Origin of the sequence: Collimonas silvisoli (assembly GCF_018305005.1) — a bacterium.
GTDB lineage: Bacteria > Pseudomonadota > Gammaproteobacteria > Burkholderiales > Burkholderiaceae_D > Collimonas > Collimonas silvisoli.
The window spans coordinates 50,167-77,069 of sequence record NZ_JAGQEG010000009.1; the positions used below are offsets into that span (position 1 = coordinate 50,167).

The window sequence follows — 26,903 nt, forward strand, 5'->3', positions numbered from 1 at the left end:
TTTTCGTTTGGTAATATCATGCAGTGCTGGTCAGTTGTTGGTAGTTCATTTGTGAAAGATATAGCGTGGAAACGCGCTGAATAAAAGTATGGCTAAACATAGTAAATCCATCCCCGGTCGCGGTTTGCGGGTGGCAGACCAGATCCAGAAGGACTTGTCCGAGATCATCGTCTTCGAGCTGAAAGACCCGCGGGTCGGCATGATTACGATTACCGAAGTGCAAGTCACGCCGGATTACGCCCATGCCAAGGTGTTTTTCACGATGCTTAACGACGACCCGGAAGCGATTGCGAATACCGTCAAGGGCCTGACCCAGGCTGCCGGTTTCCTGCGCAATCAACTGGGACGGCGTTTGACCATCCACACCTTGCCAGCCTTGCATTTCATCCATGACAACTCCACCGCGCGCGGCGTCGAGATGTCGCGCCTGATCGATCTGGCGAATGCGACACGTTCCAAAGACGACGATCAGGATTAAACAAGTTTAATCAACCGTCATTGTTATGAATTCGATGCGGCTTGCTGGTGACGGCAAGCCGTTTCCGCTTTTCCCTTTTTGTCTCGCTACCATGGCATCACGCCCTCCCAAAAGAATCCGTATTCCGCTCAATGGCGTTTTGCTGCTGGACAAACCTGTCGGCTTCTCCAGCAATGACGCATTGATCAAGGCAAAAGGCTTGCTGAACGCGCAAAAGGCAGGTCACACCGGCACCCTCGATCCGTTCGCTACCGGCGTGCTGCCGTTGTGCTTCGGCGAAGCCACCAAGTTCGCCCAGGATCTGCTGGATGCCGACAAGACCTATGAGACCTTGATCCATCTGGGAGTGAGCACTACCACCGGCGATACCGAAGGCGAGATACTGGAGCGCAAAGAGGTTAATCTCAGCCGCGCGCAGATCGATGCCGTGCTGGCGCAGTTCCGCGGCCCGATCCAGCAGGTGCCGCCCATGTATTCCGCACTCAAGCGCGACGGCAAGCCGCTGTACGAATATGCCCGCGCCGGCATCACCCTGGAACGCGCAGCACGCGATGTGACTATCCATGCGCTGGAATTCCTGGATTATCAGGCGCCGTTTTTACGCTTGCGGGTAGCTTGCAGCAAAGGCACTTACATTCGGGTGTTAGGCGAGGACATCGGCGCGGCGCTAGGCTGCGGTGCGCATTTGCAGGAATTGCGACGGATTCAGGTCGGTCATCTGACCTTGGCCGGCTGCGTCACGCTGGAGCAGTTGACGGCGACCGAGGAGGGCGCACGGGCCGCTCTGCTGGCGCCGGTAGACAGCTTGCTATCCTCTTTCCCCGAAGTGTTGTTATCTGAACCATTGGCGATGCGTTTTTTGCAAGGCCAACGGCTGACGCTGGCGAAAGAAGGCGTATTGCTGCCGGAACATGCCGGACGGGTGCGGGTCTATCGGCAAGGGCAGGAGCCGGATGCAAGCGGCGCGCCATCTTGCCGCCAGCTGCTGGGCACCGCGCAACTGCACGAATACGGGGTGCTGGCGCCGGAACGTCTGATTGCCACAGCGCAACCCGCATAAAATCCGATTTAAAGCCTATTTGCAGGCTGGTTGAGGCAGCAACTCTTTGAAATTACAAGGCTTTTCATAAAGTAGTGCAGCGCATCATGCTATAATGCGCGGCCTCCCAAATTCCGCTACATCTGCCGTACTTCTGTGCAGTGCCTTAGCGAGCATTTTTACAAACTGACCATGTCAAACACACCTCGCGCCATTCGCAACATTGCCATCATTGCCCACGTTGACCACGGCAAGACCACACTGGTTGACCAATTACTGCGTCAATCCGGCACTTTCCGTGACAACCAGCACGTCGATGCACGCGTGATGGATTCGAACGATATTGAAAAAGAACGCGGCATCACGATTCTGTCGAAGAACTGCGCAGTCGAATACAAGGGTACGCACATCAACATCGTTGATACCCCAGGCCATGCCGACTTCGGTGGTGAAGTCGAGCGCGTATTGTCGATGGTCGATAGTGTTTTGCTGTTGGTCGATGCGCAAGAAGGCCCGATGCCGCAAACGCGTTTCGTGACGCGTAAGGCACTGGCGCTGGGCTTGAAGCCTATCGTTGTCGTCAACAAGATCGACCGCGAAAATGCCGATCCGCAAAAGGCTGTGAACGCGACTTTTGAATTGTTCGACAAACTCGGCGCAACCGATGAGCAACTGGATTTCCCGATCATCTATGCATCGGGCTTCAAAGGTTACGCAGGCTTGGAAGATACCGTCCGCGACGGCAACATGGAGCCGTTGTTTGACGCCATCCTGAAGCACGTTCCCGCGCGTGAAGATGATCCTAACGGCCCGCTGCAACTGCAGATCACGTCGTTGGAATATTCTTCCTACGTCGGCAAGATCGGCGTTGGCCGTATCCTGCGCGGCCGTATCAAAGCCTTGCAAGACGTGGTCTGGATGAACGGTCCGGACGACAAGCCGACCAAGGCCCGCATCAACCAGGTGCTGACTTTCCGCGGCCTGGACCGCGTGCTGACAGACGAAGCGCTGGCTGGCGACATCGTGCTGATCAACGGTATCGAGGAAATCAGTATCGGCTCCACCATCTGTGCGCCGGACTCGCCGGAAGGCTTGCCGATGCTGAAGGTCGATGAGCCGACCCTGACCATGAACTTCATGGTCAACAATTCGCCGCTGGCTGGCCGCGAAGGCAAGTTCGTCACCACCCGTCAGATCAAGGACCGCCTGGACCGCGAACTGAAAGCCAACATGGCGTTGCGCGTGGTGCAGGCCGAGAACGACGATTCGACCTACGAAGTGTCGGGCCGCGGTGAATTGCACCTGACCATCCTGATCGAAAACATGCGTCGCGAAGGCTACGAGCTGGCCGTTTCGCGTCCACGCGTGGTGTTCAAGATGGTGGATGGCGTGCGCCACGAGCCGTACGAAAACCTGACTGTCGACGTCGAAGAAGCCAACCAGGGCGGCGTCATGGAAGAATTGGGGCGTCGTCGCGGCGATCTGCAAAACATGGAACCGGACGGCAAGGGACGCGTGCGTCTCGAATACCGCATTCCAGCGCGCGGCCTGATCGGCTTCCAGGGCGAATTCATGACACTGACCCGTGGTACCGGCTTGATGAGCCACGTGTTCGATGAATATGCACCGGTCGACGCCTCCAAGGGTGAACTGGGCGGCCGTCGCAACGGCGTGCTGATCTCGCAAGACGACGGCGCAGCAGTTGCCTACGCTATCTGGAAACTGCAAGATCGCGGCCGTATGTTCGTCAGCCACAATGACCCGGTCTACGAAGGCATGATCATCGGCATCCACTCGCGTGACAACGATCTGGTGGTCAACCCGATCAAGGGCAAGCAATTGACCAACGTCCGTTCCTCGGGTACCGACGAAGCGGTGCGCCTGGTGCCGCCAATCGAAATGTCGCTGGAATATGCGGTTGAATTCATCGACGACGACGAACTGGTGGAAGTCACACCGAAGAGCATTCGTCTGCGCAAGCGTTACCTGAAGGAACACGAGCGTAAAAAGGCATCGCGCGACGCGTAAGCTGTCTGGTGAACCGGGGCGTTTGCTGCGGACACTAAAAACCCGTCGATTTGTGAGGCAGGCAAGCTCACGGATCGACGGGTTTTTTATTTTCCGGCGCGGCTCCGGAGCCGCCGGAAAACTCTTTAAGCGACAGCCGAACTGCTGCCAGCCGAGGCATGCTGGGCCTTCAACACGTCGCCGATTGCCGCAAACAGTTGATCGATCTGCGGCTGCTCGATAATCAGCGGCGGCGACAGCGCGATGATGTCGCCGGTGGTGCGGATCAGCACGCCTTTGTCCCAGAAACATTTCAAGAAAACGTCGAAGGCGCGCGCCCCAGGTTTGCCGGCAATCGTCTCCAGTTCAATTCCGCACACCAGCCCTAGATTGCGTACGTCTTTGACATACGGCAAGCCCTTCAGGCTGTGCGCCGCCTGTTCGAAATACGGCGCCATGCCGGCCGCCCGGTCGAACAGGTTTTCACTCTTGTAGACATCGATTGTCGCTACCGCTGCCGCAGCCGCCAGAGGATGGCCGGTGTAGGTATAACCGTGGAAAAATTCGATGGCGTCTTCGCCGGCGGCGCTCATGAAGGCGTCATGGATATCCTGCCGCACAATCACCGCACCCATCGGCACCGTGGCGTTGGTCAAGCCTTTGGCGCAACAGATCATGTCTGGCATCACGCCGAAATAATCCGCAGCGAAGGAGGCGCCGAGGCGGCCGAAGCCGGTGATCACCTCATCGAAAATCAGCAAGATGCCGTACTTGTCGCAGATAGCGCGCAGCTTTTGCAGATAACCCTTGGGCGGCAGGATCACACCGGTCGAGCCCTGGATCGGTTCGACGATCAACGCCGCTACGGTCGCCGGATCATGCAGCGCCAGCAAGCGTTGCTCGAACTCGTCGGCGATCTCCGCGCCATGTTGCGGCAAGCCGTGTGAAAACGCATTGCGCGCGATATCCAGCGGATGGCGCAGATGATCGACACCGGCTAACGTCGGCCCGAAATGTTTACGATTGCCGGCGATGCCGCCCACTGCAATGCCACCGAAGCCGACCCAGTGATAACCGCGCTCGCGGCCGATCAGGCGAGTGCGCAAGCCATCGCCACGCACGCGGTGATACGCCAGTGCGATCTTCAACGCGGTATCGACCGATTCTGAGCCGTCGTTGCAAAAGAACACCCGGTTCAAACCTTCCGGCGTAATCGACGCCAATGCGCTGGCGGCTTCGAACGCCAATGGATGGCCCATCTGGAACACTGGCGCGAAGTCCATCTTTGCAGCTTGCTGCTGAATCGCTTCGACGATCTTCGGATGGCAGTGACCGGCATTGCTGCACCACAGACCGGCGGTGCCGTCGAGTATCTGGCGGCCGTCATCCGTCGTGTAATACATGCCGGAAGCAGAGACCAGCAAACGCGGCTTGCTCTTGAACTGGCGATTGGCGGTAAACGGCATCCAGAAATGATCGGTATTCAGAACGGTCGACATGGCGTCTCCTTGGCGGTGGTTGGCGGATTTCAGGCTCCTGTTGATGATGGTAGTACGTTTGTCGCGGTTCTGGTAGAGCCACTTCATATGGAACAGAGCGGCAAAGTGGCGGGGTCGGATGACGCGCTGGATCAGGTTGCAGCAGCGCACGACGCCAATCCTGCGCAAGTAGCGCTGGCGTGGCTGATCGCACGTCCCAGCATCGCCGCACCGATCGCCAACGCCACTACATTGGCGCAGCTGGATGACCTGATCGCCGCCACCAGATTGAAACTGGAGCCGGCAGCGATTGCCCAACTCGACCGGGCCAGCGATCCGGTTAGCTAAGTTTAAGTAGCGTCGTAACATCCCCTGGTCCTGTCAAGGTTGACAGGACGCCGTGCAAAATCCCCGTGCTAGCATAAATTTCACCCGCGCCCACAAGGCGCGGGTCAATTTAACTCTACAAGAGGAGGAACCCATGCACAGTTTCCGAAAATGGCTGGCAGGGCTCGCATGTGTGGCGGCAATCGTTGTCAGCGGCCCGGTGTACGCAGCGCGTGCCGATATCGTGGTGACTTTGCAAGAGGCCAGTGCAAAAGGGGAGGCGGGCGCCGGCAAGGTGCTGTACACCATCACCAACACCAGCGCCGCACCTTTGCACATACTGAATTGGGAGACGCCGTTGAATGGCGTCAGCGGCGATTTGTTCAGTGTTGCATTGGGCGGTCAGCCGGTGCGTTATGTCGGCCGGCTGGTGAAACGCAAGCCAGCCACGGACAAGGATTACTTCACGCTGAAGCCGAACGAAAGCCGTGCGATTGAGGTCGATCTCAGCGCCTATTACGAGATGTATCGCGGCGGCCAATACGTCGTCAAGTACAAGCGCAGCGCCGACACACTGGTGCGCGAAGCCGGCAACGCGATCACCGCCAAGGCCAGCGGTATTGCCGCGCCCGCCATCACACTTGAGACCAACGCGATTCCGCTATCGGTTGACGGCGGCCCGCCGCCACCGTCGTCCAAGCAGGTTTCTTCCGATCTGCTGGGCTCGATCAACGCTGCTGCATCCACCAGTTTCGCCAGTTGCAGCAACAGCCAGAAAACCGCGCTGACGACGGCCCGTACCGACGCCGCCACGATCGCCAATAACGCCAAGAGCTATCTGAACGCCAACAGGGCCGGCAGCCGATACACCTGGTGGTTCGGCGCTGTCGCCAGCGGCCGTTATGCGACCGCCGCCAGCCACTACGCCAACATCAGCAGCGCGCTGGGCGGCCAGCCGTATACATTCGACTGCAGCTGCACCGAATCCGGTACTTACGCCTATGTTTATCCGGATCAGCCGTACACCGTCTACCTGTGCGGCGCCTACTGGCAAGCACCGGCCAACGGCACCGATTCCAAGGCCGGGACGCTGGTGCACGAAACCAGCCATTTCACAGTAGTGGCCGGCACCGGCGATCATGTATATGGCCAGAGCGGCGCGCACAGCCTGGCTGGCAGCGATCCGGCGTCGGCAATCGACAATGCCGACAATCACGAATACTTCGCTGAAAATACCCCGGCACGTCAGTAGTCAGAACGATAAGCTGACCAGACATGCGGATGCCATATCGCGCATCCTGGTCGGCCAAATCGATCAGAGCCGCTTTGGTTGCCGCATAGTTGGTTTGTCCGAAATTGCCGGCCACCCCGCTGATAGACGACAGGCAAACGATGCGGGCGTCATCGCGCAAGATTGGCGTTCAGCACGCCGTGATACGCGAGCGACGCCGGTGCAGCAATCATGGCCGGATACGGCCTTTAAAACGCAGCCCCCCCACGCCTGCCGGCTCCGTTAAATGCACTGCTTTTAACGCAGTTCGCAAAACCGCCAAGCCTCCAAGCTGCGCGGGGTTCGCGGGGAAATCGCTTGCAACGGGTTGACGCAAAATAACGCATTTTTGGACTGAATCCCTGCGACTGGATCAAGGCAGGGATTCAGATCATTTGTTCGATAGCATCAACTTTTTCTATGTAATACGTAGATCACAATTGATCTTGAGGGTAGCGGTCAAAAAATAACAATATCAAAGTGGATATCGCGGATAGAAAATTGGTTATCGGATTTATATATCCGGTTCTCTAAATACTCACCAAATGATATTTCATGAGACTTAGCGGCCAATTTTGAGCGAACAAATTTTGGCCAAAACTGAAAATACTGACAAATTTTGTTAGCGCTAACGCCAATTGCTATCTTTGAATTAGCTACTCGTTATTGGTACAGTATTTGCAAAGGAAGATCACACGATTGAGTGTCGTGTCGAAAAATATTTCGACGTCATTGCAATCAAAACCGAAGGTCCGGTTTGTCGTGCCTGACAGAAAACGAGCCGCGAAACTACAACAGATTACATATCGCGGCCAGATAGACATTCAATTTCCAATGTGATTTCCAAGATATATTAAAAGGTCAGAGTGTGAATAAACCAGAGATCGATGACAGCGACAAATTTCCACTAGTACCTCTTGACACAAGCGATACCATCGACGATGAATGGCATCCCAATGGTATGACGCGTCGCAATTTCATATCCAGTCTTGGCGTTTTGTTCCTGGCTGGCTGCGGAGGTGGGGGAAGCGGCGATACGGCATCCGCAAGCACCAGCGTTGGTTCACCTGCCGCGGCTGTCACTCCGGCGCTGACGTCAACACCTACGTCGATACCGATTTCAACGTCGACTCCAACCCCAACCCCAACACCGCCAGAAACGACTCCACCAGAAACGACTCCACCGCCCGCAAGCACCGCATTTGTTCATCCGGGCCTGCTGCACACGCAAGCCGACTTTGACCGCATGAGCCAGAAGGTCGCTGCGAATGCTTCGCCGTGGATCGATGGCTGGAACGTATTGATTAAGAACAGTCATGCGAGCTTGTCATATACGCCGAATCCGCAGGCGGTGGTTTATCGGGGCAGCGATGGCGTGCATGCGCAGAATTTCGGTACGCTGTATAACGACGTGGCTGCCGCCTATGCCTGTGCGCTGCGCTGGAAAATATCCGGCAACAGCGCCTATGCAGATAAAGCGGTGCAGATCATGAACGCGTGGTCGTCGAAGCTGACCGGCATCGGCGGCAGCATCGATGGCTTCCTGGCGTCCGGTATCCAGGGCTATCAGTTCGCCAATGCCGGCGAGATCATGCGTACCTATCCGGGCTGGGCGGCAGCGGACTTTGCCAGTTTCCAGAACATGATGCGCAATATCTTCTATACGCAGAACGACCATGGGCTCAATGTCAGCCTGGCGCCCATTACGGTCTATTCCAACTGGCAGTTGTGCTGCATAGCGTCGATGCTGGCGATTGGCGTGCTCTGTGACGATAAGGCCATATTCAACGAGGCGATCGATTATTTCAAGACCGGCGCTGGCAATGGTGCTGTTGCGCAAACCATCTATTACATCCATCCCGGCTACCTGGGACAGACGCAGGAATCCGGCCGCGATCAGGGACATAACACGCTCAGCATTTCGTTGCTGACCACTATTTGCGAGATGGCCTGGAATCAAGGCGTCGATCTGTATGGCTACGATAACAACCGGGTCCTGGCCGGCGCCGAATATGTCGCCAAGGGCAACCTGATCCAGTTCGGGACGACCTACTATACGGTGCCGTTTGCAACTTATCAGAACTCCAGCGTGACGGATACTGTATTCGCCACTGATGCCCGAGGCAACGTGCGGCCAGAATGGGCGCTGATTTATAACCACTACGTCAATCGCAAGGGACTTGCCGCACCTTATTCCCAGAAATTTGCGGCATTGATCCAGCCGGAAGGCGGCGGCGGCAATTACGGGCCGAATAGCGGCGGCTACGATCAACTGGGCTACGGCACGCTGACCTGCACACGCGATGCGATTGCCAGCGGCGCGGCGCCGAGCGGCCTCACGGCGATTGCCAGTGCGAGCGCCGCCCAGGTAATCCTGTCGTGGTGGGGCAGCGCATATGCGACCAGCTACAATGTCATGCGTAGCACGAATACCGGCGGACCTTATGCAACCATCGCAACCGGCATCAACGATCTACTGACGTATACCGACAGCGGTGTTGCCGCCGGCACTTATTACTATGTCGTCACTGCCGTCACGCCGTCCGGGGTTAGTGCAGCCTCGAACGAGGTGGCCGCGATTACGGCCGTGCAACTGCTGACCTATTTGGCGTTCGACGACGGCAGCGGCACCACGGCTGCCGATTCAAGCCGCCAGGGACATATCGGGACTCTGGTCGGTGGCGCTACCTGGGCGAGCGGCAAGAAAGGTGGAGCGGTGTCGCTGAACGGCAGCAATGGCTACGTCAGCCTGCCAGCCGACATTGTGGCCGATGTTTCGGATATCACGATCGCGGCCTGGGTCTATTGGAATGCATCGAGCAACTGGGCGCGCGTGTTCGATTTTGGCACCGGCACCAACCACTACATGATGTTGACGGCACGTAGCGGCAGCGGGTTCGCACGTTTTGCAATGACGGTCAACGGCGGTACCGGCGAGCAAGGAATCGACAGCAGCGCGGCACTGCCGACAGGGCAATGGGTGCATGTCGCTGTCACTCTTTCAGGAAGTGTAGGAATTTTGTATGTGAATGGCATCGCAGTTGGCACCAATACCGCGATGGTACTCTCACCGTTCCGATTGGGCAGCACCGGCCAGAATTGGATCGGGCGCTCTCAGTATGCCAGTGACCCATACTTCAACGGTCTGGTGGACGAATTCCGTATCTATCGCGGAGCTTTGAACGCAGCGCAGATCGCTGCTTTGATGTGAGGCTCCGACTGTCGTTACGTAGTTTGCTTGTACCTGGCGACAGTCAACTACCTATTGGAATTTTTCCTGCAGAAAGTACATATGAGAAAACCGCGATGATTGTCAGAGGATATGTTTCAGATATCAAGAATTAAAAAGATCGTCGCATGTTTGTTCGGGCTTCTGTTGTTTTCGCATACAACTGCGGTGCGTGCGGCGATTGGTTTTCCTTCAATTTCACGGAGTTTTAGATGATTAGATTTTCCCTTCGGCATGCTGCTGGACTACTGCTCGTATTCCTCCTTTTCGGTTGCGGTGGCGGATCCGATAGCACTCAAGGTGGCAGCACATCAGGCAGCACATCAGGCAGCACATCAGGCAGCACATCAGGCAGCACATCAGGCAGCACATCAGGCAGCACATCAGGCAGTACATCAGGTAGTACATCAGGCAGTACAACAGGTAGCACAACAGGTAGCACAACAGGTAGCACAACAGGTAGCACAACAGGTAGCACAACAGGTAGCACAACAGGTAGCACAACAGGCAGCACAACAGGCAGCACAACAGGTGGCACTTCAGGAAACACATCGGGCGGCACTTCAGGCGCCGCAGCGACTACCACTTTAGTGGCCAAGCTCGGCAAACCTTCTAGGGTGCTGGTCGGACTTGGGGCAGGAAATTCATTGGCGGATATGCAAAGCCAGAGCGTTCACCCGGATATCGTCGATACCTATCTGGTGGGTGTCGGTGCTGGCGCGTGGCCCACTTGGAACAGTCCCGATGGAGCGTACATTACTTATACTGCGCAGGCCATCCAGGCCTATGGCGCGACCCCGATGTTCACGTTTTATCAGATGGCGCAGAACGGCGATGGCAACTTGAGCGGAATCAACGATGCGACGTTCATGAACAACTACTGGGGGCAGGCTCGGTTAATGTATCAACGCATTGCCGCGCTCAATGCACCCGTTCTGATCAATCTGGAGCCGGATTTTTGGGGCTATGTATGGGCGCAGGCGCCGGGGCATGACCCGACGCAGTTGCTCGCCGTCGTAAGCAGCCAGGCCGAATGCAGCGGGCTGCCGAATACCGCTGCCGGCATCGGCCAGTGCCTGGTGCAGATGGGCAGGAAGATCGCGCCCAATGCCTTGCTCGGATTCCCGCCCTCGTTCTGGGCTGCCACCCCGACAGCGATGGGTACCGAAATGCAGGCGGTCGGAGCACATCTGGCCGATTTCATCGTTGCCCAGACCAGCGACCGAGACGCCGGCTGTATGGAAGTCGCAGCGCCTCCGGCGGAATGTGCAGGACGGAGCGGCCCGTTCTATTGGGACGAAAACAATATCGTCACACCGAACTTCCACCAGTCGCAGAGCGCGATCTCGGACTATCGCACCGCTTTGAGCAATGGACTCCCAATCCTGTGGTGGCAGACGCCAATGGGTGTACCGTCTGCTACGCCTGGCGGCACTAATCAGCATTATCGCGACAACCGTGTCGACTACATGCTGCGCAACACGCGGGAATACGGCGACATCCACACCTTCGCAATCGTCTTCAGTGCAGGAGGCACCTTCCAGACCTCGATCAGCACTGACGGTGGACAATTTGCCCGCCTCCTGGGTCAGTATCTGGCGCAAGGTGGCGCCGCTCTGCGGTAGTGATCGGCAATCGCGGACTGCCGCCGGCAGCGCTGCAGTCAGGCACTCGCTAATACTGAAAAGCAAAAAGCTCGCGTAAATGCGGGCTTTTTTGCCTTTCGGTTCAGTGGTGCGCTGCCCAGATAGGAGAGCTCAACTGCAATGGTGACACCGCCAGTCGCTCTTTTTTTGTTGGTGTGGCCGCACTACGATTTTTTATGTGATCAATAAGTCGATCTGTCGTCAAATTTGGCAACGTCACGCTTCCAAGAGTGATTTCCAACGATTTGAGGACTGCAGTCTTGTTTTTCCCAAAAGGCTTGGCTTGGCCTATCTCGTCCGTGTACCGGTCTATCAAGGTGGATAGCGTCATGTCAGATATAATGCGCTCATCCTGGTATTTGAGCGCTCGCATGTCGGCTTCTGTCTTAGTGGCCCATTCCTGAGCCCTAGCTTTGGTGTTGAACGTCTGTGTTGCGTCCGGAAATCCCTTGCGGCGAATCTGAGCCCGCCAGCGCTTGCCTATTTTAATTATCGAGGCCATGTTTTTCGTAGCAATTCTGTAGCAATGAAACATGATGCACGATGATAAAACGTGAATTGTAGTGAATATTGAAATGTCATCAAATCCTCTTGAAACCTGCGTGAATACAGAGAAGTCAAGTAATTACAAGGGTAGGAAAATATCTGTTGCCCCCATGATGGACTGGACCGACCGCCATTGCCGCGTATTCCACCGTCAAATCACCCGCCACACCTGGCTCTACACCGAAATGGTGACAACCGGCGCCTTGTTGCATGGCGACGTGCCGCGCCATCTGGATTTCAGCGGCATAGAACATCCGGTCGCCTTGCAATTGGGCGGCAGCGAGCCGGCCGATCTGGCCAAGAGCGCCAAGCTGGGCCAGGAATGGGGTTACGACGAGATCAACCTGAATTGCGGTTGCCCCTCGGAGCGGGTGCAGAAGGGCGCTTTTGGCGCTTGCCTGATGGCGGAGTCGGCTCTGGTCGCCGATTGCGTCAAGGCGATGCGCGATGCCGTGACGATTGACGTTACCGTCAAGCATCGGATTGGTATCGACAAGACCGAATCCTATGAGTTTGTCCGCGATTTTGTCGGGACCGTGGCGCAAGCCGGTTGCCAGACCTTCATCGTGCATGCGCGCAATGCGATTCTGAAGGGGCTCAGCCCGAAGGAAAACCGTGAAATCCCGCCGCTGAAGTATGAGTATGCCTACCGGCTGGCGCGTGATTTTCCGGAACTGGAAATCCTCATCAACGGCGCCATCAAGACAACTGAAGAAATCGATTTCCACCTGCAATATGTCGACGGCGTGATGCTGGGGCGCGAGGCTTATCACAATCCCTATCTGATGGCCGATTTCGACTCGCGCTATTTTGGCGACGCCGACGCAACGCCGAAAACCCGGGCCGAGGTGATCGACGCCATGCTGCCTTATATCCGCCAGCAACTGGCGCTGTATGGGCGCGATGGCAACGGCCTGCGCCTGAATAGCATTACGCGCCACATGCTGGGTTTGATGGCCGGTGTGCCGGGCGCGAAATCGTTCCGGCAAGCGCTCTCGGATTCTAAACGGCTGGCGCTGGGCGATCCCATGCTGCTGGTCGATGCGTTGTCAGGAATGCAAGCATTGGCGGCCTGAGTTGGGCGGCATCGTTGCTGTATTGCCCGGCTAAGGCAAAAGTACCGCAAACTGGTGTCGGTAAAACATTTTCAGTCTGCTAAATCCTTTAAAATAGCCACCTCTGGTTTATGTTTGATTTATCAGGGCCGCTCAGCAGCGGCCCATAGTCCATAAACCGCAACTTTCACAGCACGATTTATAGCAAATATCAGCTGGCCGCAGGCTGCTCATAAGGCGGCTTCCGGACCGGTTATCTTCAAGGCGAAACATGTCAATTGCAACTACAGAGGAAATCATTGCCGAACTCCGCGCCGGACGCATGGTGATTTTGGTGGATGAAGAAGATCGTGAAAACGAGGGCGACCTGGTGCTCGCCGCCGATTTTGTGACGCCGGAGGCGATCAATTTCATGGTGAAATATGCGCGCGGCCTGGTGTGCCTGACCTTGACCGAGGAACGCTGCGACCAGCTCAACCTGGGCATGATGACCAGCCGTAACGGCACCGCCTACGGCACCAATTTCACGGTATCGATCGAAGCTGCCGAAGGCGTCACGACAGGGATCTCGGCAGCTGACCGCGCCCGCACCATCCAGGTGGCGGTGGCGGCGGACGCCAAGGCCGGCGATATCGTGCAGCCGGGCCATATTTTCCCGATCAAGGCACGCAAGGGCGGCGTGCTGATGCGCGCCGGCCATACCGAAGCCGGTTGCGACCTGACCGAAATGGCGGGTTTGACGCCGGCCGCCGTGATTTGCGAAATCCTCAAGGAAGACGGCACCATGGCGCGCCTGCCTGACTTGCTGGAATTCTCCAAGGAACACGGCTTGAAGGTCGGCACCATCGCCGATCTGATCCACTATCGCGGCCAGCACGAAAGCATCGTCGAACGGTTGGCCGAACGTACCACCCACACCGCGCAGGGCACGTTCAAGACCATCGCCTATCGCGATACGCCAAGCGGCGGCGCGCATCTGGCCCTGCTGCACGGCGAACCGTCACCGGATGTGGAGACGCTGGTGCGGGTGCATCAGCCGGTATCTATCCTCGATTTGCTGGAAACCCAGGCCACCAACCATTCCTGGAATATGGCCTCGGCCCTGGCGGCAATCGCGGCTTCGCCTTGCGGCGTGGTGGTGTTGCTCAATTGCGAAGAATCGGCGGATCAGATATTCGCCAAGTTTGCGGCGCTCGAAGCAGCGTGCAGCGGTATCAAACCGCCGCCGCCGCGGGTCGATTTGCGGACCTACGGCATCGGTGCACAGATTCTGAAAGATCTCGGCGTCGGCAAGATGAAATTGCTGGCCAGCCCGCGCAAGATGCCGTCGATGACTGGCTATGACCTTGAAATCACCGGCTATCAGAACAAGCCGAATGCTTGAAGAGTAGGTGTTGTAGCAGGGTTTGTTGTAGCGGAATTTTGTAAGTCAATTAATAACTAATAGATAAGCGCCCAGTGCGCAAAAGAGGAAAGCCATGACAGTCGGAATTTACGAAACCAATCTGGATGGTGCAGATTTGCGCATCGGTATTGTGCAAGCCCGCTTCAACGAAGACGTATGCCACGGCTTGATCTCGGCCTGTCTGGCAGAGTTGAAGCATTTGGGGGTGGCGGACGAAGACATCTTGCATGTCACCGTGCCGGGCGCGCTGGAAATCCCGCTGGCGCTGCAGAAGATGGCGGAGACAATGCAGTTCGACGCGCTGATCGCGATCGGCGCCGTGATTCGCGGCGAGACCTACCATTTCGAACTGGTCTCCAACGAATCCGGTGCAGGCATCAGCCGCGTCGCGCTGGACGCCGGCATCCCGATTGCGAATGCCGTATTGACCACCGAGAACGACGAGCAGGCTGAAGTCCGGATGGAAGAGAAGGGCACCGACGCCGCGCGGGTAGCGGTGGAAATGGCCAATCTGTCCATCGCACTGGAAGAATTGGCGGAAGCCACCAGCGAAGAATAAGATGTTGTGACCGGCAAGGCGTAGTTGACGCCTTGCCGGGTATTTTGTGTTTGAACGATACGCAAGTTGGAAAAAACAAGCTGGAAAAACTATGACTAATAAAACTTTGCACGCCAATCCGAGCAAGAGCCGCACGCCACGTCACCGCGCGCGCGAATTCGCGTTGCAGGGCCTGTATCAATGGCTGTTGAACAACGAAGATGTGACTGCCATCAGCGAGAATATCCGTCAGGCGCACGGCTTCGACAAGGCCGACGCCGAGCATTTCAACTCGCTGCTGTACGGTGCGATCAAGGATGTGACCACTTTACGCGCCGGCCTGGAGCCCTTGATCGACCGCAAGATCAGCGAGCTGTCGCCGGTGGAACACGCGGCTTTGCTGATCGGTGCTTTCGAACTGCAAAACCACGTTGAGATTCCTTATCGCGTCGTCATCAACGAAGCGGTCGAACTGACCAAATCGTTCGGCGGCATCGATGGCCACAAATATGTGAACGGCGTACTGGATAAATTTGCCGCCAAAGCGCGCGCGACTGAAGTTGGCGCCGGCAAGAAATCCTGAGTCAGCAATTAATGTAGACGGGGACACGGATGGTGCGCGCAATACTTATTGCGATTGTGCATAGCTGCCGGCCCTGTGTTTCAGGCGGGACGCGTTTCCTGCAACAGGAACCGGCCCGCCATTCGGAAAAGTATCCATGACATTCTCGCATCTGGCTTCACGTCTCGACAACATCGCACCTTTCCATGTGATGGAGCTGGCAAAAATGGCGGCAGCGCTGGAACGGCAAGGCCGCCACATTATCCACATGGGTATCGGCGAGCCCGATTTCACCGCAGCGCCGCTGGTGATTGAAGCTGCCGCCAAGGCCATGGCCGACGGCAAGATGCAATACACTTCGGCCACTGGCTTGCCAGTATTGCGTGAAGCGATCTCAGCCCATTATCGCCAGGTATTCGGCCTGGATATTGCACCCGAGCGCATCGTTGTCACCGCCGGCGCCTCGGCCGCTTTGCTGCTGGCTTGCGCGGCACTGGTGGAAAAGGGCAGTGAAGTACTGATGCCTGATCCATCCTATCCTTGCAATCGCCACTTCGTCGCCGCTTTCGACGGCCAGGCGAAAATGATTGCCAGCGGCCCGGAGCAGCGTTTCCAATTGTCCGACCAGATGGTGCAGCAACACTGGGGCGAAAATACCCGCGGCGTGCTGCTGGCGTCGCCTTCCAATCCGACCGGCACCTCGATTCTGCACAGCGAACTGGCCAAGATCATCGCCACCGTGCGCAGCAAAGGCGGCTTCACCATCGTCGACGAAATTTATCAAGGCCTGAGTTACGATACCGAACCGTTTTCGGCGCTGTCGCTGGGCGACGACATTATCGTCATCAACAGTTTCTCCAAATATTTCAATATGACCGGCTGGCGTCTCGGCTGGCTGGTGTTGCCGGAATCGTTGGTGACGCCGATTGAAAAGCTGGCGCAGAACTTGTTCATCTGTCCCTCGGCGATTGCTCAGCACGCGGCGCTGGCCTGTTTTGAGCCGGACTCGCTGGCTGTGTACGAGGCGCGCAAGAGCGAATTCAAACGGCGTCGCGATTATCTGGTGCCGGCTTTGATCGAACTGGGGTTCAACGTGCCGGTAATGCCGGACGGCGCATTTTATGTGTATGCGGATTGCAGCGCTCTGCTCAAGGATGGCGGCGACGCCGACAAGCTGGTCAAGAATATTCTGAATCAGGTCGGCGTCAGCATGGTTTCCGGCCTGGATTTCGGCCCGTACACGGCGCAGCACTATATCCGCCTGTCCTACGCGACTTCGATGGAAAACCTGCAAGAAGCGGTGCGTCGCCTGGGGCAGTTTCTTGGCAAGAATTGAGTTCAGATATTGTTCGCTGCCGGTCTTTCGGCAGTATTGAAAAAGGAGCTTCCATGCACTTCGTTTTCCCCCCTAAGCCGGCAGCAGTGGTGCCCGTAGCTGGTAGTGATCAATTGTTTCCGGTGCACCGGATTTATTGCGTCGGCCGCAATTACGCCGAGCACGCCAAGGAGATGGGCGATAGCGGCCGCGAAGCGCCATTTTTCTTCATGAAGCCGGCCGATGCGGTGCTGCCGGTTGCACACGGCAGCATAGGCGAGATGCCTTACCCATCCATGACGCAGGATCTGCATCACGAAATCGAACTGGTGGTGGCCCTGTCTACCGGCGGCAAGAATATTCCGGCAGCAGAAGCTGTCAAGCATATCTGGGGTTACGCGGTCGGGCTCGACATGACGCGCCGCGATTTGCAGGGCGAGGCCAAGAAGCTGGGGCGGCCTTGGTGTACTGCGAAAGGTTTTGATTATTCCGCGCCGATTTCTCCCATCCGTCCAGCGGGTGCGGCCGGCATCATCGAGCAAGGCGATATCCATCTGAATGTGAACGGCACATTGCGCCAGCAAGGCGATATCAATCAGATGATCTGGAACATCGCCGAGACCATCGAGCAGTTGTCCTCCTATTTCGAATTGCAGGCCGGCGATCTGATTTTTACCGGCACCCCGGCTGGCGTTGCTGCGGCTGGCAAGGGCGATCTGCTGGAAGCGTCGGTCGCCGGCGTCGGCGATCTGCGGGTACGTCTTGTTTAATTATTGCCCGAATAAACATCGATGAAACTGTATAGTTATTTCCGAAGTTCCGCCTCCTATCGGGTACGGATTGCCTTGAATCTGAAAGGCATGTCCTACGACATCGTGCCGGTGCATTTGCTGAAGCACGGCGGCGAGCAGTTGAGCCAGATGTACCGGACCTTGAATAGCGACGGCCTGGTGCCGACTCTGGTCGATGATGACGCCAGCGGCGGCCAGGCCGTGCTGACGCAGTCGCTGGCGATCCTGGAATATCTGGAAGAAATCCAGCCTGCACCTGCCTTGCTGCCGCCGGCTGCGCTGGATCGGGCTTTTGTGCGCGGCATCGGCCTGTCGATTGCCTGCGACATCCATCCGCTGAACAACCTGCGCGTGTTGCGCTATCTGGTGCATGAACTGAAGATCGATGAGAACGCCAAGAACGCCTGGTATCGCCATTGGTGCGAAAGCGGGCTGGCAGCGCTGGAGGTCATGCTGGCCAGGGATAGCCGGCCCGGCAAGTTCTGTTTCGGCGATACGCCGACCTTGGCCGATTGCTGCCTGGTGCCGCAGATTTTCAATGCGCAGCGCCTGAAATGCGATCTGTCCGGGATGCCGACCTTGATGGGCATTTACCAGAATTGCCAGGAGCTGGATGCCTTTATCAAGGCGGCGCCGCAAAATCAACCGGACGCCGAGGCCTGACAGAAAGCCACGGAAAGAAAAAGCCAGGATTCGCAAGAGCCCTGGCTTTTTTATCAAACGCCTGATCTGATCGGCGCTGCCGGATGAAAGCTTTCCGCGCGCGAGATCGGCCAGTATTTCTCAAATACCGGATAGCGATAGTTCTGCTTCAGCAAATCCCCGGGCTGCAGATAAGACAGCAAGTCAGACATCAGTTTCACTTCATGGTCCGAAGTGCGACGCACAATGTGATGCGCGCGCAACGCCGAGGCGTGCGGCAAGCCAGCAGCTTGCACCAGCTCTTGCAGCGCGTGCAAGGTGCTTTCATGGAAGCGATACACGCGTTCGGCCTTGTCGGGCACCACCAGCGCTTTTTGACGACCCAGATCCTGGGTCGCGACACCGGTCGGGCAACGGTCGGTGTGGCAGCTTTGCGACTGGATGCAGCCCAGCGAAAACATGAAACCGCGCGCCGAGTTGCACCAGTCGGCGCCGATCGCCAGCGTGCGCGCCAGGTCGAAAGCGGTAATCACTTTGCCGCTGGCGCCGATCTTGATGCGGTCGCGCAGTCCGGCGCCGAGCAAGGTGTTATGCACCAGCAGTAAACCTTCTTGCAAGGGCATGCCGACGTGATCGACAAATTCCAGCGGCGCAGCGCCGGTACCGCCTTCGGAACCATCCACCACAATGAAGTCAGGCAGGATGCCGGTTTGCAGCATGGCTTTGACGATGCCGAAAAACTCCCAGGGATGGCCGACGCAGAGTTTGAAACCCACCGGTTTGTCGCCCGACAGCGTGCGCAATTTCTGGATGAATTCCAGCAGGCCGATCGGATTCGAAAACGAGGAATGGGTGGCGGGAGAGATGCAATCGACGCCCATCGGCACGCCACGCGTTGCGGCTATTTCCGGCGTGATCTTGGCCGCCGGCAGCACACCGCCATGGCCAGGTTTGGCGCCTTGCGAAAGCTTGACGGTGATCATCTTGACTTGCGGCGCAGTGGCTTGCGCCACGAATTTTTCTTCGTTGAAGCTGCCGTCGCCGTTGCGGCAACCGAAGTAGCCAGAGGCGATTTGCCACAGCAGGTCGCCGCCGAATTCGCGATGATAAGGAGAGATCGAACCTTCGCCGGTGTCGTGCGCGAAACCGCCTTTCTTGGCGCCGCGATTCAGTGCGCGAATCGCGTTGGCCGATAGCGCGCCGAAGCTCATCGCAGAAACATTGAAGACCGACATCGAATACGGCTGCGCGCGTTCGGCGCCGACCGTGACGCGGAAATCGTGACTGGCGATGGTAGTCGGCGACAGCGAGTGGCCAACCCATTCGTAGCCGCGCAGCTTGACATCGAGTTCGGTGCCGAATGGCCGGCTGTCGACCTCGCCTTTAGCGCGTTGGTAGACCAGGCTGCGTTCCTTGCGGGTAAACGGCGCACCGTCATTATCGCTCTCGAAAAAATACTGCCGCATTTCGGGGCGGATCATTTCAAACAGAAAACGGAAATGCCCCATCAGCGGATAGTTGCGCAGGATAGCGTGGCTGCGCTGGTTCATATCCCAGACCCCGAGTACAGTCAGCAGGCCGGGGATCACTGCCCACCACCAGCCCATTTTTCCAGCCGCGGCGCCGGCGGCAAGCAGTAAAGTCAGTAACAGCACTGCCCAGAAGCTTAGGTAACGACTGACTTTCATGATTTCTTCCCTTTTAAAGCATGTGATTGCCGATGCAATCTCGATTTACTGACGGAAAACCGCATTTGACAGTAGCAGGCGGACAATTTTACACATTGATGGCGCGCTCTGTATCTAGCGCCATTTCCCGTTGTCCTACAAGGCTATCCGTCCCTGTCCTATAGCGCCATATGGCCGTGCCCGGTTAGTATGGATTCTCTGCAGTAAGAGTAGCTTTACATTGCAGACAGTCGGCAGCACACTAGACGTCACAGGTTGGAAAGCGGCCTGAGCAGGGCAAGTTAAGCAAAAATAATAGGACGATGACAGTGCCGGGTAATGTGTCTGAATGCGTTGTCCGATTGCGACGGTTGAATAGATGATAAAAATTCTGGTGGTTGACGATCATGCGGTGGTCCGCGCTGGCGTCCAGTACTTCGTAGCCGATATTCCGCAGATGGAAATCACCGGCGAAGCCGCCAATGGGCAGGAAGCGATTCGACTGATTCGCTCGCAGGAATATGACATCGTGCTGCTTGATATTGCGATGCCGGACAAGAGCGGAGTCGAGGTGCTGAAGCAGATCAAGCGTGAGAAACCTACGCTGCCCGTGCTCATCCTGAGCATGCATCCGGAGAGCCGGTATGCAGTGCAGGTATTGCGCAGCGGGGCCGATGGCTATGTGCAGAAAGAGGCGCTGGCAACGGAATTGGTGAAGGCTATCGATACCATATTGCAAGGGCACAAATACATCAGTTATGCGGTTGCCGAGCTGTTGACCGCCGATCCCGCCAGCAATGACAATAAGCCATTGCATGCGTCCCTGTCGGCGCGTGAGTATGAGATCTTCTACAAGCTGAGCCAGGGTGAAGGGGTGACCAAAATTGCCGAGGAGCTGTGTCTGAGCGTAAAGACTATCAGCACCTATCGTACGCGCGTGCTGCAAAAGATGAACATGACAAGCAATGCAGATATTATTTATTACGCAATCAAGAATAACTTGATCGATTAAACGATGCGATCATATCGCGTACAAAATTTGCCGGCTGTGATTGCCCAGTCTGGCGTAATGCATGAATCAAAGCGAGGGATGTTGCGAGCGTCAACCAATATGGACCATACAACGACTTCCAACATAGCCAAATCCAACGTCACACCGCTGCGGATTTTTCTGGTGGAGGACTCAGTGGCTGTAAGGGATTTGATGATTGATACCTTGAGCGAAATTCCAGGCGTCGTATTTGCCGGATTCGCTGAAGAGGAAGACGACGCATTGAAAAAAATCGATACCGAATCTTTTGATGTGCTGATTCTGGATATCGAGCTCAAGCAGGGAAATGGCATGAGTCTGTTGCGTACTTTGGCAGAATCGCGCAAGCCGCTCAATTCCTTGAAAATCATTTTCAGCAATAACGTCAGCAGCGCTTTCCGACGCGCCGGCGAGAAATACGGCGTAGGTTTTTTCTTCGACAAGAGTTCGGAATTTACCAAGCTGCGCGACTTGCTCACAGCTCTGGGAACAGGGGTGCCTAATCATTGATATCAGCAATACCTACCCGCCGCCATCGAGCGGGTTTTTTATTTTAATGGTTTCTTTTTGCAATGATAAAGATGGATTTGATTAGCGTGTTGGCCGACAAGATTTCCCTGGAGGCGATTTGACAAAGGACAGCGACCAGGCAGGGCTAGGCAATCCCCATTATCAGGATTCGCTGAAAGCACGTGCGCTGGAAAGTCTGGCGGCCACTCAAACCTATGTGTCGCGCACCACCATCGCCGCGATAACTGTGAGCCTGTTGCTGATGGCAATTTCGGCACTGGTGCTGATTGCCGATGCTTACCAGATTGCCCTGCCGTTTCCGAGTTCGCAGCCGCCGCTCATGCGGGCCAACACGGCCGCCGGTTTTTTGCTGGCGACCTGCAGTCTGTTGCTGCAGTGCCTGACGTTCGGGCCGCAAAAAGCCATTAGATTTCTCGCGCAGGCGTTGGCTGTTTTGCTGTTGCTGCTTGCCGCCGCTGCGCTTTTGCATGAAGCGTTTGGCAACGCCGGCTGGTTCGATGTTGTACTTGCCGCGCTGGCGCCGCATCCGGGCTTGCCATATCCGAACGGCTTGCATCCGCTGGTCGCTATCGGTTTTGTTTTTTGCGGGCTGGCGCTGCTCCTGCTTGATCATCGCGGTAAACAAGAAAGCCACTTGGCCGAATATCTGGCAATTTCCCTTATCTTTCTAAGTGCGATTCCGTTGCTGGGCTATCTGTACAAGGTCGCGGCAATGACCCAGATGGTTTACGCCACCAGTATTCCTTTGACGTCGGCAATCGCCTTTTTTCTGTTTGGCATGACACTGCTGATGGCGCGTCCGCATCAGCGCCTGATGGCTATCATTACCCGGCATGCGCCGGGCGGTCAGATGTTGCGCCGGTCCTTGCCGCAAATGCTGATCCTGCTGGTCGCTCTGCATTGGCTGGCGGATTGGGGGGCGCGTCAGAATCTTTACGACCGCACCTCGGTTCCACCTTTGCTGACCTTGATCGACGGCGTGCTGGTGCTGTTCATTTTCTGGCGTGCCGCCGGCCAGGTCGATCGCGAATACGCAGCGCGCTTGCAAAGCGCCGCAGAGCTGGCGGAAGCCACCGCATTATTGATTGCCGTCAGCGACAACACCAATGATCCGATCTTTGTGAAAGATCGCCAGGGGCGTCTGATTTTCGCCAATCCGGCTTATTTGCGCCGGCTCGGGCTGAACTGGCAGGATGCCAAATACCGCCGCAGCCGCGAATTGTTCCAGCGCGAAGAAGATGCTGAGCGGATCGACCGCGACGACGCCCGCATCATGAGCGGCCGGGTCTCGGAAACGCTGGAGCAGACGGTGCAGTCGCTGGACGATATGGTGACTTTCCAGACCACCAAGGCGCCATGGTTCGACCAGCAGGGCCAGGTCATGGGAGTGGTCGGCATCGCCACCGATATCAGTGAGCGCAAGCGCGCCGAGGATTCGCTCAGACAGCGCGAACTGGAGCTGGAGCGCACCATCGTGCAACGCACCGCCTTGTTACGCGAACTGGCCAACCATATGGAAACCATACGGGAAGAAGAGAAGCGGGCGATTGCGCGCGAGCTGCACGACAATATGGGGGCGTCCCTGACTGCGCTGAGCATGCATCTGGAAGGCGTCTACAAAATCCTGCCGGTCAATGAACACTGGCAGAAACGCCAAGCGCAGATGCAAACTCTGCTCAGTTCACTGGTGGCGACCACGCGCCGGATTCAAACCGAATTGCGGCCCAATATGCTCGATCTGTTTGGATTGAAAGCGGCGATCCTGGAACAGCTGGAAGATTTCGGCCAGCGCACCGAGATCGTCTGCAAGTCCAGTCTGCCGGATGAGGACATCACGGTCGATCATAAAATCGAAATCGCCGTATATCGCATGTTGCAGGAAATTCTGAACAATGTGTCGAAGCACGCCCATGCCACCCAGGTTGAGGTGATTCTCGATATCGACGAAGACCGGCTGGCGTTGACGGTGCGTGACAACGGTATCGGCATGTCGCAGCAGCGCTTTGAAAATACCACCACCCACGGTTTGCGCGGCTTGCATGAAAGAGCCACTTATCTGGGAGGGAAAGTCCGCTTTTCTGCCGCGCCGGGCAAGGGCACTGCGGTGGTGGTCGAATTGCCGGTGTTTGAGCAAAAATCGGGCGCCGAGCAGAAACAGTAAATCGTCGGCGGCCTGGCTGGAAGCACCGGCCTGGTGCAGGCTACGGCACGCAGGGATCGGTCGCCACCAGTACGCTGCAAGGTACTTTTTCGACCAGCAGAGTGTCCACTGAACCACGCCACCAGCGGGTTGCCAGCGGTTTCTTGCGCGAATGGCCGACGATCACCAGGTCTATCCCCAGTTTGCTCACCAGATCGCTGATCACATTGACAGGTTCGCCGCTTTCAAAGTGATCGATAGACTTGATGCCGGCGTCGCTGAGCAATTTGTGGCCCTTGATCAGTTCTTGTTCCAGCAGGGTTTTTTCAGCCCTGATGGCGGATTCGGCGACGAATTCGCCTGCCATCAGATAGGTGGCAAGATTGATGACGCCCAGCAGATGGACCTCGACTTCGGGGCCGGGCGCCAGATGGATGCAGGAATATAAGGCAGAACGGCTTTCGGGCGTGCCATTGTAGGCGACGAGAATTTTCCGGTACATATACCCTCCTGAAAATTGTGTTTGCAATGGTCTCCGCTTTCATCATAGCGCAGACTGAGGCTGCCAACCAGCGGCCATTTCGGTATTTGCAATGCGGCTTTGCGCTGGTGATTTTGCATGATGAAAATGGCGCTACAGATCGTGCTTATGCTGTTTTTCTCGCGATGCCGGGCTGTTCTGCCGGGCTATTCTAAATACCGCAAATTCCCCTCGCCCTATCAAAAACCTCTGAAACTACGTCACTATTGCACTGTGCGGCACTATAAAAGTAGACTTGCCGAGTTGTTCGCTGGTTTTGTAGCTGAGATACCCCTTGCGTTCCCGGGCCCGATCGATCAATAAAAATTGAAGGAATGATGGATGTCAGATGAAATCGTGATTGTCGGCGGCGGCGCCGGCGGCCTTGAGCTGGCTTGCAAGCTCGGTCGCAAGTTAGGGAGCGGTCACGTGACGCTGGTGGACCGGGCTTTGTACCACGTCTGGAAGCCGTCCTTGCACGAAGTCGCAGCGGGTACCCGCGATATTCATCAGGAAGGCTTGTCTTACCAGATGTTGGCACATGACAATAAATTTCGCTTTGTCTACGGCGCCATGACTGCGCTGGACAGCGCCAGCAATACCATCACGGTGGACGCGGTGCTTGATGAATCGGCGACGGAGTTGATCCCGCCGCGTCAGATCAAGTTCAGCAAGCTGGTGATCGCAGTCGGCAGCGTCTCCAATTACTTCGGCATCAGCGGCGCCGAGCAAAATACGATTTCGCTGAACACCACTGAGGATGCCGAACATTTCCGGCTGCGCCTGTTGAAAATGCTGGCGCTGGCAGATATGGAAAAGGAAAAGAATCCGGACGCCGGGGTCGACATCGTGATTGTCGGCGGCGGCGCTACCGGCGTCGAGCTGGCGGCGGAGTTACGCGACGCCAGCAGTGTCTACACCGATTATGATTTCCCGCATCTGAATCCGAACCGCGATGTCCGCATCACTATTCTGGAAGGCGCGCCGCGGTTGCTGGCGCCGCTGACTGAGCGGGTCTCGAAAGCCGCCGTCAAACTGCTGCAGGAGCGTGAGGTGCGGGTGGTCACCGATTGCCGCGTCGCCGGCATCGCAGAGAATTTCGTGACTGACGCCAACGGCAACAACTATGCGTCCGACCTGTGCGTCTGGTCGGCCGGCATCAAGGCGCCCGATTTCCTCAAGACTCTGGGATTGCCGGTAACGAAGTCCGCTCAGCTGGAAGTCGACGGTTTCCTGAAGGTCGCCGCCACCGACAATATCTATGCACTGGGCGATTGCGCGGCTTGCATTGGCACCGACGGCAAGATGGTGCCGCCACGGGCCCAGGCGGCGCATCAGCAGGCCGATTATCTGCTGGAAACCTTCGTTCGCGCCAGCAAAGGACAAGCGGCGCCGGACGGACCCTATGTCTATATCGACCATGGTTCGCTGGTGTCGTTCGGCCGCAATACGTCGGTCGGGACTCTGATGGGATCGCTGACAAAACTCGGCTGGTTTGTCGACGGCTTCTTTGCCCGCATGATGTATACCAGTCTGCATCTGATGCATTTGAACGCATTGCTGGGGCCGGTGCGCACCGGCGTCACAGCCGCCGCCAGCAGCTTGATGAAACACGCCAAGCCTTCGGTCAAGCTGCACTGAGTTTGTAAGTATGTTGTGCAGGTGTAAAAGTGTGTATCGCTTGCATGGTTTTTCCGGGGGCTGGACTATAGTTCAACTCAACAGCCGTGATCCGCATTTTTTTCCGGTTTGTGGCGGGCTGTGACTATACGACCCTTAAAGGAGTCAATCATGCTGTACAAAAAATGGATATGCATTGCGCTGCTGGCCAGTACAACTGCGGCGGTTTCGACCTCCGCCATGGCTTACGACGATGGCGCCAATACGGCCATCGGTGCGGTGGCCGGCGCGGTCATCGGCGGTGCGGTGGGCGGCCGTAATGGCGCCATCGTCGGCGGCGTGCTTGGCGCGGCGGTGGGCGCGACTTCCGGCGGCTATCGCCAGGATGATCGTGGTTACTATGATCGCGGAGAGGATTATTACGACCGCGGGCAAGGTTATTATGCTCAACCTGCCCCGGTGTATTACCGTCCTGCGCCGGTCTATTATCGGCCGGCTCCGGTGTATTATCAGCCGCAGCCTGTGTATTACCGGCCGGCCCCGGTCTATGTCGAAAGCCGTGAATATTATCGGCAGCCGTATCGGGGCGATTATTACGAGCGCTGATCCAAGACTGACTGACTCAAGACTGAATTAAATATCATTAAAACGCCGGTCCAGATGTGAATCTGGACCGGCGTTTTTGTTAACGTGGTGGATTCTTTGCTATGCGCCAGGCGGCGGACGTCCTATATTGAAAGAACAAGGAAGATTGATCAATTGATAGAGGAGACTGCGATGGGCAAAATCAAGCATGTTTCGACTGATACTGAGCGCGATAATAAAAAGAAATTACCGCAGAAAACGCCGCAGAAAACACAGCCGGTGAATCCGGCCGAGAGATGGACCGGGCACGCATTGGATGGCAGCCAGCAATTGGATATCGTCGAAGAACAACTGTATGTGAACGAACCCGGAACCACGATCGATCAGCCCCTGGTGCCGCCGAAAACGCCTAAGTGATGTTCCGGATTGTTCCAGCGCGATCGCAGCCTGGGACAATTTGTCCAGCCCAAACAGGCGTCATG

The 26,903-nt window shown here is 56.7% G+C and carries 25 protein-coding genes; 20 read left to right on the plus strand and 5 right to left on the minus strand.

Annotation, left to right across the window (positions count from 1 at the left end):
• Nucleotides 1–88: 88 nt before the first annotated feature.
• The 3 genes from rbfA to typA all read left to right on the plus strand — a co-directional run bounded on the left by rbfA (nt 89) and on the right by typA (nt 3,545).
• Nucleotides 89–478 (plus strand): 30S ribosome-binding factor RbfA, encoded by a 390-nt coding sequence (rbfA, locus tag KHU33_RS03755; RefSeq protein WP_211461171.1) that lies wholly within the window; start codon nt 89–91, stop codon nt 476–478.
• 91 nt (nt 479–569) lie between these two features.
• Nucleotides 570–1,538, plus strand: a complete 969-nt coding sequence (gene truB / locus KHU33_RS03760; RefSeq protein WP_211461172.1) for a tRNA pseudouridine(55) synthase TruB — start codon at nt 570–572, stop codon at nt 1,536–1,538.
• 171 nt (nt 1,539–1,709) lie between these two features.
• Nucleotides 1,710–3,545 (plus strand): translational GTPase TypA, encoded by a 1,836-nt coding sequence (gene typA, locus KHU33_RS03765; protein WP_211461173.1) that lies wholly within the window; start codon nt 1,710–1,712, stop codon nt 3,543–3,545.
• 125 nt (nt 3,546–3,670) lie between these two features.
• On the opposite strand, the gene KHU33_RS03770 is transcribed toward typA, so the two are convergent.
• On the minus strand, nt 3,671–5,023 hold the full coding sequence (locus KHU33_RS03770; protein WP_211461174.1) for an aspartate aminotransferase family protein: 1,353 nt from the start codon (nt 5,021–5,023) through the stop codon (nt 3,671–3,673).
• 87 nt (nt 5,024–5,110) lie between these two features.
• Between KHU33_RS03770 and KHU33_RS26295 the strand changes: the two genes are divergently transcribed.
• The 3 genes from KHU33_RS26295 (at nt 5,111) to KHU33_RS03790 (ending at nt 9,810) form a co-directional block, all read left to right on the plus strand.
• Complete coding sequence (locus tag KHU33_RS26295; RefSeq protein WP_329956019.1) at nt 5,111–5,350, plus strand: aldo/keto reductase; 240 nt, start codon at nt 5,111–5,113, stop codon at nt 5,348–5,350.
• Between the two features lie 133 nt (nt 5,351–5,483).
• Nucleotides 5,484–6,581 carry a M35 family metallo-endopeptidase gene (locus KHU33_RS03780; RefSeq protein ID WP_211461176.1) on the plus strand — a complete coding sequence of 366 codons (1,098 nt, stop codon included), beginning with the start codon at nt 5,484–5,486 and terminating at the stop codon, nt 6,579–6,581.
• Nucleotides 6,582–7,560: 979 nt separating this feature from the next.
• Nucleotides 7,561–9,810 (plus strand): LamG-like jellyroll fold domain-containing protein, encoded by a 2,250-nt coding sequence (locus KHU33_RS03790; protein WP_211461177.1) that lies wholly within the window; start codon nt 7,561–7,563, stop codon nt 9,808–9,810.
• 313 nt (nt 9,811–10,123) lie between these two features.
• Here KHU33_RS03790 and KHU33_RS03795 read toward each other — a convergent pair whose 3' ends face one another.
• Nucleotides 10,124–10,426 carry a hypothetical protein gene (locus KHU33_RS03795; RefSeq protein ID WP_211461178.1) on the minus strand — a complete coding sequence of 101 codons (303 nt, stop codon included), beginning with the start codon at nt 10,424–10,426 and terminating at the stop codon, nt 10,124–10,126.
• 49 nt (nt 10,427–10,475) lie between these two features.
• On the opposite strand from KHU33_RS03795, the gene KHU33_RS03800 reads away from it, so the two are divergent.
• Complete coding sequence (locus tag KHU33_RS03800) at nt 10,476–11,453, plus strand: hypothetical protein (protein ID WP_230414032.1); 978 nt, start codon at nt 10,476–10,478, stop codon at nt 11,451–11,453.
• A gap of 103 nt (nt 11,454–11,556) precedes the next feature.
• Here KHU33_RS03800 and KHU33_RS03805 read toward each other — a convergent pair whose 3' ends face one another.
• Nucleotides 11,557–11,976, minus strand: coding sequence for a hypothetical protein (locus KHU33_RS03805; protein WP_211461179.1), 420 nt, complete (start codon nt 11,974–11,976; stop codon nt 11,557–11,559).
• A gap of 73 nt (nt 11,977–12,049) precedes the next feature.
• Between KHU33_RS03805 and dusA the strand changes: the two genes are divergently transcribed.
• The 7 genes from dusA to maiA all read left to right on the plus strand — a co-directional run bounded on the left by dusA (nt 12,050) and on the right by maiA (nt 18,349).
• Nucleotides 12,050–13,096, plus strand: a complete 1,047-nt coding sequence (gene dusA / locus KHU33_RS03810; protein ID WP_268907104.1) for a tRNA dihydrouridine(20/20a) synthase DusA — start codon at nt 12,050–12,052, stop codon at nt 13,094–13,096.
• Between the two features lie 250 nt (nt 13,097–13,346).
• A complete protein-coding gene (ribBA, locus tag KHU33_RS03815; protein ID WP_211461181.1) occupies nt 13,347–14,459 on the plus strand; it encodes a bifunctional 3,4-dihydroxy-2-butanone-4-phosphate synthase/GTP cyclohydrolase II in 1,113 nt (370 codons plus the stop codon).
• Between the two features lie 94 nt (nt 14,460–14,553).
• Nucleotides 14,554–15,039, plus strand: coding sequence for a 6,7-dimethyl-8-ribityllumazine synthase (ribH, locus tag KHU33_RS03820; RefSeq protein ID WP_211461182.1), 486 nt, complete (start codon nt 14,554–14,556; stop codon nt 15,037–15,039).
• 91 nt (nt 15,040–15,130) lie between these two features.
• Nucleotides 15,131–15,601, plus strand: coding sequence for a transcription antitermination factor NusB (gene nusB / locus KHU33_RS03825; protein WP_211461183.1), 471 nt, complete (start codon nt 15,131–15,133; stop codon nt 15,599–15,601).
• A gap of 136 nt (nt 15,602–15,737) precedes the next feature.
• The gene (locus KHU33_RS03830; RefSeq protein WP_211461184.1) at nt 15,738–16,916 is read left to right on the plus strand and encodes a pyridoxal phosphate-dependent aminotransferase; all 1,179 of its coding nucleotides are present in this window, start codon (nt 15,738–15,740) and stop codon (nt 16,914–16,916) included.
• Between the two features lie 53 nt (nt 16,917–16,969).
• On the plus strand, nt 16,970–17,665 hold the full coding sequence (locus KHU33_RS03835; protein ID WP_211461185.1) for a fumarylacetoacetate hydrolase family protein: 696 nt from the start codon (nt 16,970–16,972) through the stop codon (nt 17,663–17,665).
• A gap of 21 nt (nt 17,666–17,686) precedes the next feature.
• A complete protein-coding gene (gene maiA, locus KHU33_RS03840) occupies nt 17,687–18,349 on the plus strand; it encodes a maleylacetoacetate isomerase (RefSeq protein WP_211461186.1) in 663 nt (220 codons plus the stop codon).
• 53 nt (nt 18,350–18,402) lie between these two features.
• On the opposite strand, the gene KHU33_RS03845 is transcribed toward maiA, so the two are convergent.
• Nucleotides 18,403–20,016: an FMN-binding glutamate synthase family protein gene (locus KHU33_RS03845; protein WP_211461187.1), complete on the minus strand. Its 1,614-nt coding sequence runs from the start codon at nt 20,014–20,016 to the stop codon at nt 18,403–18,405.
• 358 nt (nt 20,017–20,374) lie between these two features.
• Here KHU33_RS03845 and KHU33_RS03850 point away from each other — a divergent pair, with 358 nt between their 5' ends.
• The 3 genes from KHU33_RS03850 to KHU33_RS03860 all read left to right on the plus strand — a co-directional run bounded on the left by KHU33_RS03850 (nt 20,375) and on the right by KHU33_RS03860 (nt 23,717).
• Entirely contained in the window at nt 20,375–21,007 is a 633-nt protein-coding gene (locus tag KHU33_RS03850) for a response regulator (protein ID WP_211461188.1), read from the plus strand.
• A 99-nt stretch (nt 21,008–21,106) separates the two neighbouring features.
• Nucleotides 21,107–21,535, plus strand: a complete 429-nt coding sequence (locus KHU33_RS03855) for a response regulator (RefSeq protein ID WP_211461189.1) — start codon at nt 21,107–21,109, stop codon at nt 21,533–21,535.
• Between the two features lie 118 nt (nt 21,536–21,653).
• Nucleotides 21,654–23,717 (plus strand): PAS domain-containing sensor histidine kinase, encoded by a 2,064-nt coding sequence (locus tag KHU33_RS03860; protein WP_211461190.1) that lies wholly within the window; start codon nt 21,654–21,656, stop codon nt 23,715–23,717.
• A 40-nt stretch (nt 23,718–23,757) separates the two neighbouring features.
• Here KHU33_RS03860 and KHU33_RS03865 read toward each other — a convergent pair whose 3' ends face one another.
• Nucleotides 23,758–24,198: a universal stress protein gene (locus tag KHU33_RS03865; protein ID WP_211461191.1), complete on the minus strand. Its 441-nt coding sequence runs from the start codon at nt 24,196–24,198 to the stop codon at nt 23,758–23,760.
• Between the two features lie 360 nt (nt 24,199–24,558).
• On the opposite strand from KHU33_RS03865, the gene KHU33_RS03870 reads away from it, so the two are divergent.
• From KHU33_RS03870 to KHU33_RS03880, 3 genes are all read left to right on the plus strand, one after another.
• Nucleotides 24,559–25,857, plus strand: a complete 1,299-nt coding sequence (locus tag KHU33_RS03870) for an NAD(P)/FAD-dependent oxidoreductase (RefSeq protein WP_211461192.1) — start codon at nt 24,559–24,561, stop codon at nt 25,855–25,857.
• A gap of 150 nt (nt 25,858–26,007) precedes the next feature.
• Complete coding sequence (locus KHU33_RS03875; RefSeq protein ID WP_211461193.1) at nt 26,008–26,442, plus strand: glycine zipper domain-containing protein; 435 nt, start codon at nt 26,008–26,010, stop codon at nt 26,440–26,442.
• Nucleotides 26,443–26,613: 171 nt separating this feature from the next.
• Entirely contained in the window at nt 26,614–26,838 is a 225-nt protein-coding gene (locus KHU33_RS03880) for a hypothetical protein (RefSeq protein WP_211461194.1), read from the plus strand.
• Nucleotides 26,839–26,903: the final 65 nt, after the last annotated feature.

What these genes read in the sequence shown, in the direction of transcription:
- typA (WP_211461173.1), top strand. Translation starts at nt 1,710, where the DNA reads ATGTCAAACACACCTCGCGCCATTCGCAACATTGCCATCATTGCCCAC.
- KHU33_RS03835 (WP_211461185.1), top strand. Translation starts at nt 16,970, where the DNA reads ATGCACTTCGTTTTCCCCCCTAAGCCGGCAGCAGTGGTGCCCGTAGCT.
- KHU33_RS26295 (WP_329956019.1), top strand. Translation starts at nt 5,111, where the DNA reads ATGGAACAGAGCGGCAAAGTGGCGGGGTCGGATGACGCGCTGGATCAG.
- maiA (WP_211461186.1), top strand. Translation starts at nt 17,687, where the DNA reads ATGAAACTGTATAGTTATTTCCGAAGTTCCGCCTCCTATCGGGTACGG.
- KHU33_RS03870 (WP_211461192.1), top strand. Translation starts at nt 24,559, where the DNA reads ATGTCAGATGAAATCGTGATTGTCGGCGGCGGCGCCGGCGGCCTTGAG.
- nusB (WP_211461183.1), top strand. Translation starts at nt 15,131, where the DNA reads ATGACTAATAAAACTTTGCACGCCAATCCGAGCAAGAGCCGCACGCCA.
- KHU33_RS03830 (WP_211461184.1), top strand. Translation starts at nt 15,738, where the DNA reads ATGACATTCTCGCATCTGGCTTCACGTCTCGACAACATCGCACCTTTC.
- ribBA (WP_211461181.1), top strand. Translation starts at nt 13,347, where the DNA reads ATGTCAATTGCAACTACAGAGGAAATCATTGCCGAACTCCGCGCCGGA.
- KHU33_RS03805 (WP_211461179.1), bottom strand. Translation starts at nt 11,976, where the DNA reads ATGGCCTCGATAATTAAAATAGGCAAGCGCTGGCGGGCTCAGATTCGC.
- dusA (WP_268907104.1), top strand. Translation starts at nt 12,050, where the DNA reads ATGTCATCAAATCCTCTTGAAACCTGCGTGAATACAGAGAAGTCAAGT.
- KHU33_RS03865 (WP_211461191.1), bottom strand. Translation starts at nt 24,198, where the DNA reads ATGTACCGGAAAATTCTCGTCGCCTACAATGGCACGCCCGAAAGCCGT.
- KHU33_RS03770 (WP_211461174.1), bottom strand. Translation starts at nt 5,023, where the DNA reads ATGTCGACCGTTCTGAATACCGATCATTTCTGGATGCCGTTTACCGCC.
- KHU33_RS03790 (WP_211461177.1), top strand. Translation starts at nt 7,561, where the DNA reads ATGACGCGTCGCAATTTCATATCCAGTCTTGGCGTTTTGTTCCTGGCT.
- truB (WP_211461172.1), top strand. Translation starts at nt 570, where the DNA reads ATGGCATCACGCCCTCCCAAAAGAATCCGTATTCCGCTCAATGGCGTT.
- KHU33_RS03880 (WP_211461194.1), top strand. Translation starts at nt 26,614, where the DNA reads ATGGGCAAAATCAAGCATGTTTCGACTGATACTGAGCGCGATAATAAA.
- KHU33_RS03875 (WP_211461193.1), top strand. Translation starts at nt 26,008, where the DNA reads ATGCTGTACAAAAAATGGATATGCATTGCGCTGCTGGCCAGTACAACT.
- ribH (WP_211461182.1), top strand. Translation starts at nt 14,554, where the DNA reads ATGACAGTCGGAATTTACGAAACCAATCTGGATGGTGCAGATTTGCGC.
- rbfA (WP_211461171.1), top strand. Translation starts at nt 89, where the DNA reads ATGGCTAAACATAGTAAATCCATCCCCGGTCGCGGTTTGCGGGTGGCA.
- KHU33_RS03780 (WP_211461176.1), top strand. Translation starts at nt 5,484, where the DNA reads ATGCACAGTTTCCGAAAATGGCTGGCAGGGCTCGCATGTGTGGCGGCA.
- KHU33_RS03850 (WP_211461188.1), top strand. Translation starts at nt 20,375, where the DNA reads ATGATAAAAATTCTGGTGGTTGACGATCATGCGGTGGTCCGCGCTGGC.
- KHU33_RS03855 (WP_211461189.1), top strand. Translation starts at nt 21,107, where the DNA reads ATGGACCATACAACGACTTCCAACATAGCCAAATCCAACGTCACACCG.
- KHU33_RS03845 (WP_211461187.1), bottom strand. Translation starts at nt 20,016, where the DNA reads ATGAAAGTCAGTCGTTACCTAAGCTTCTGGGCAGTGCTGTTACTGACT.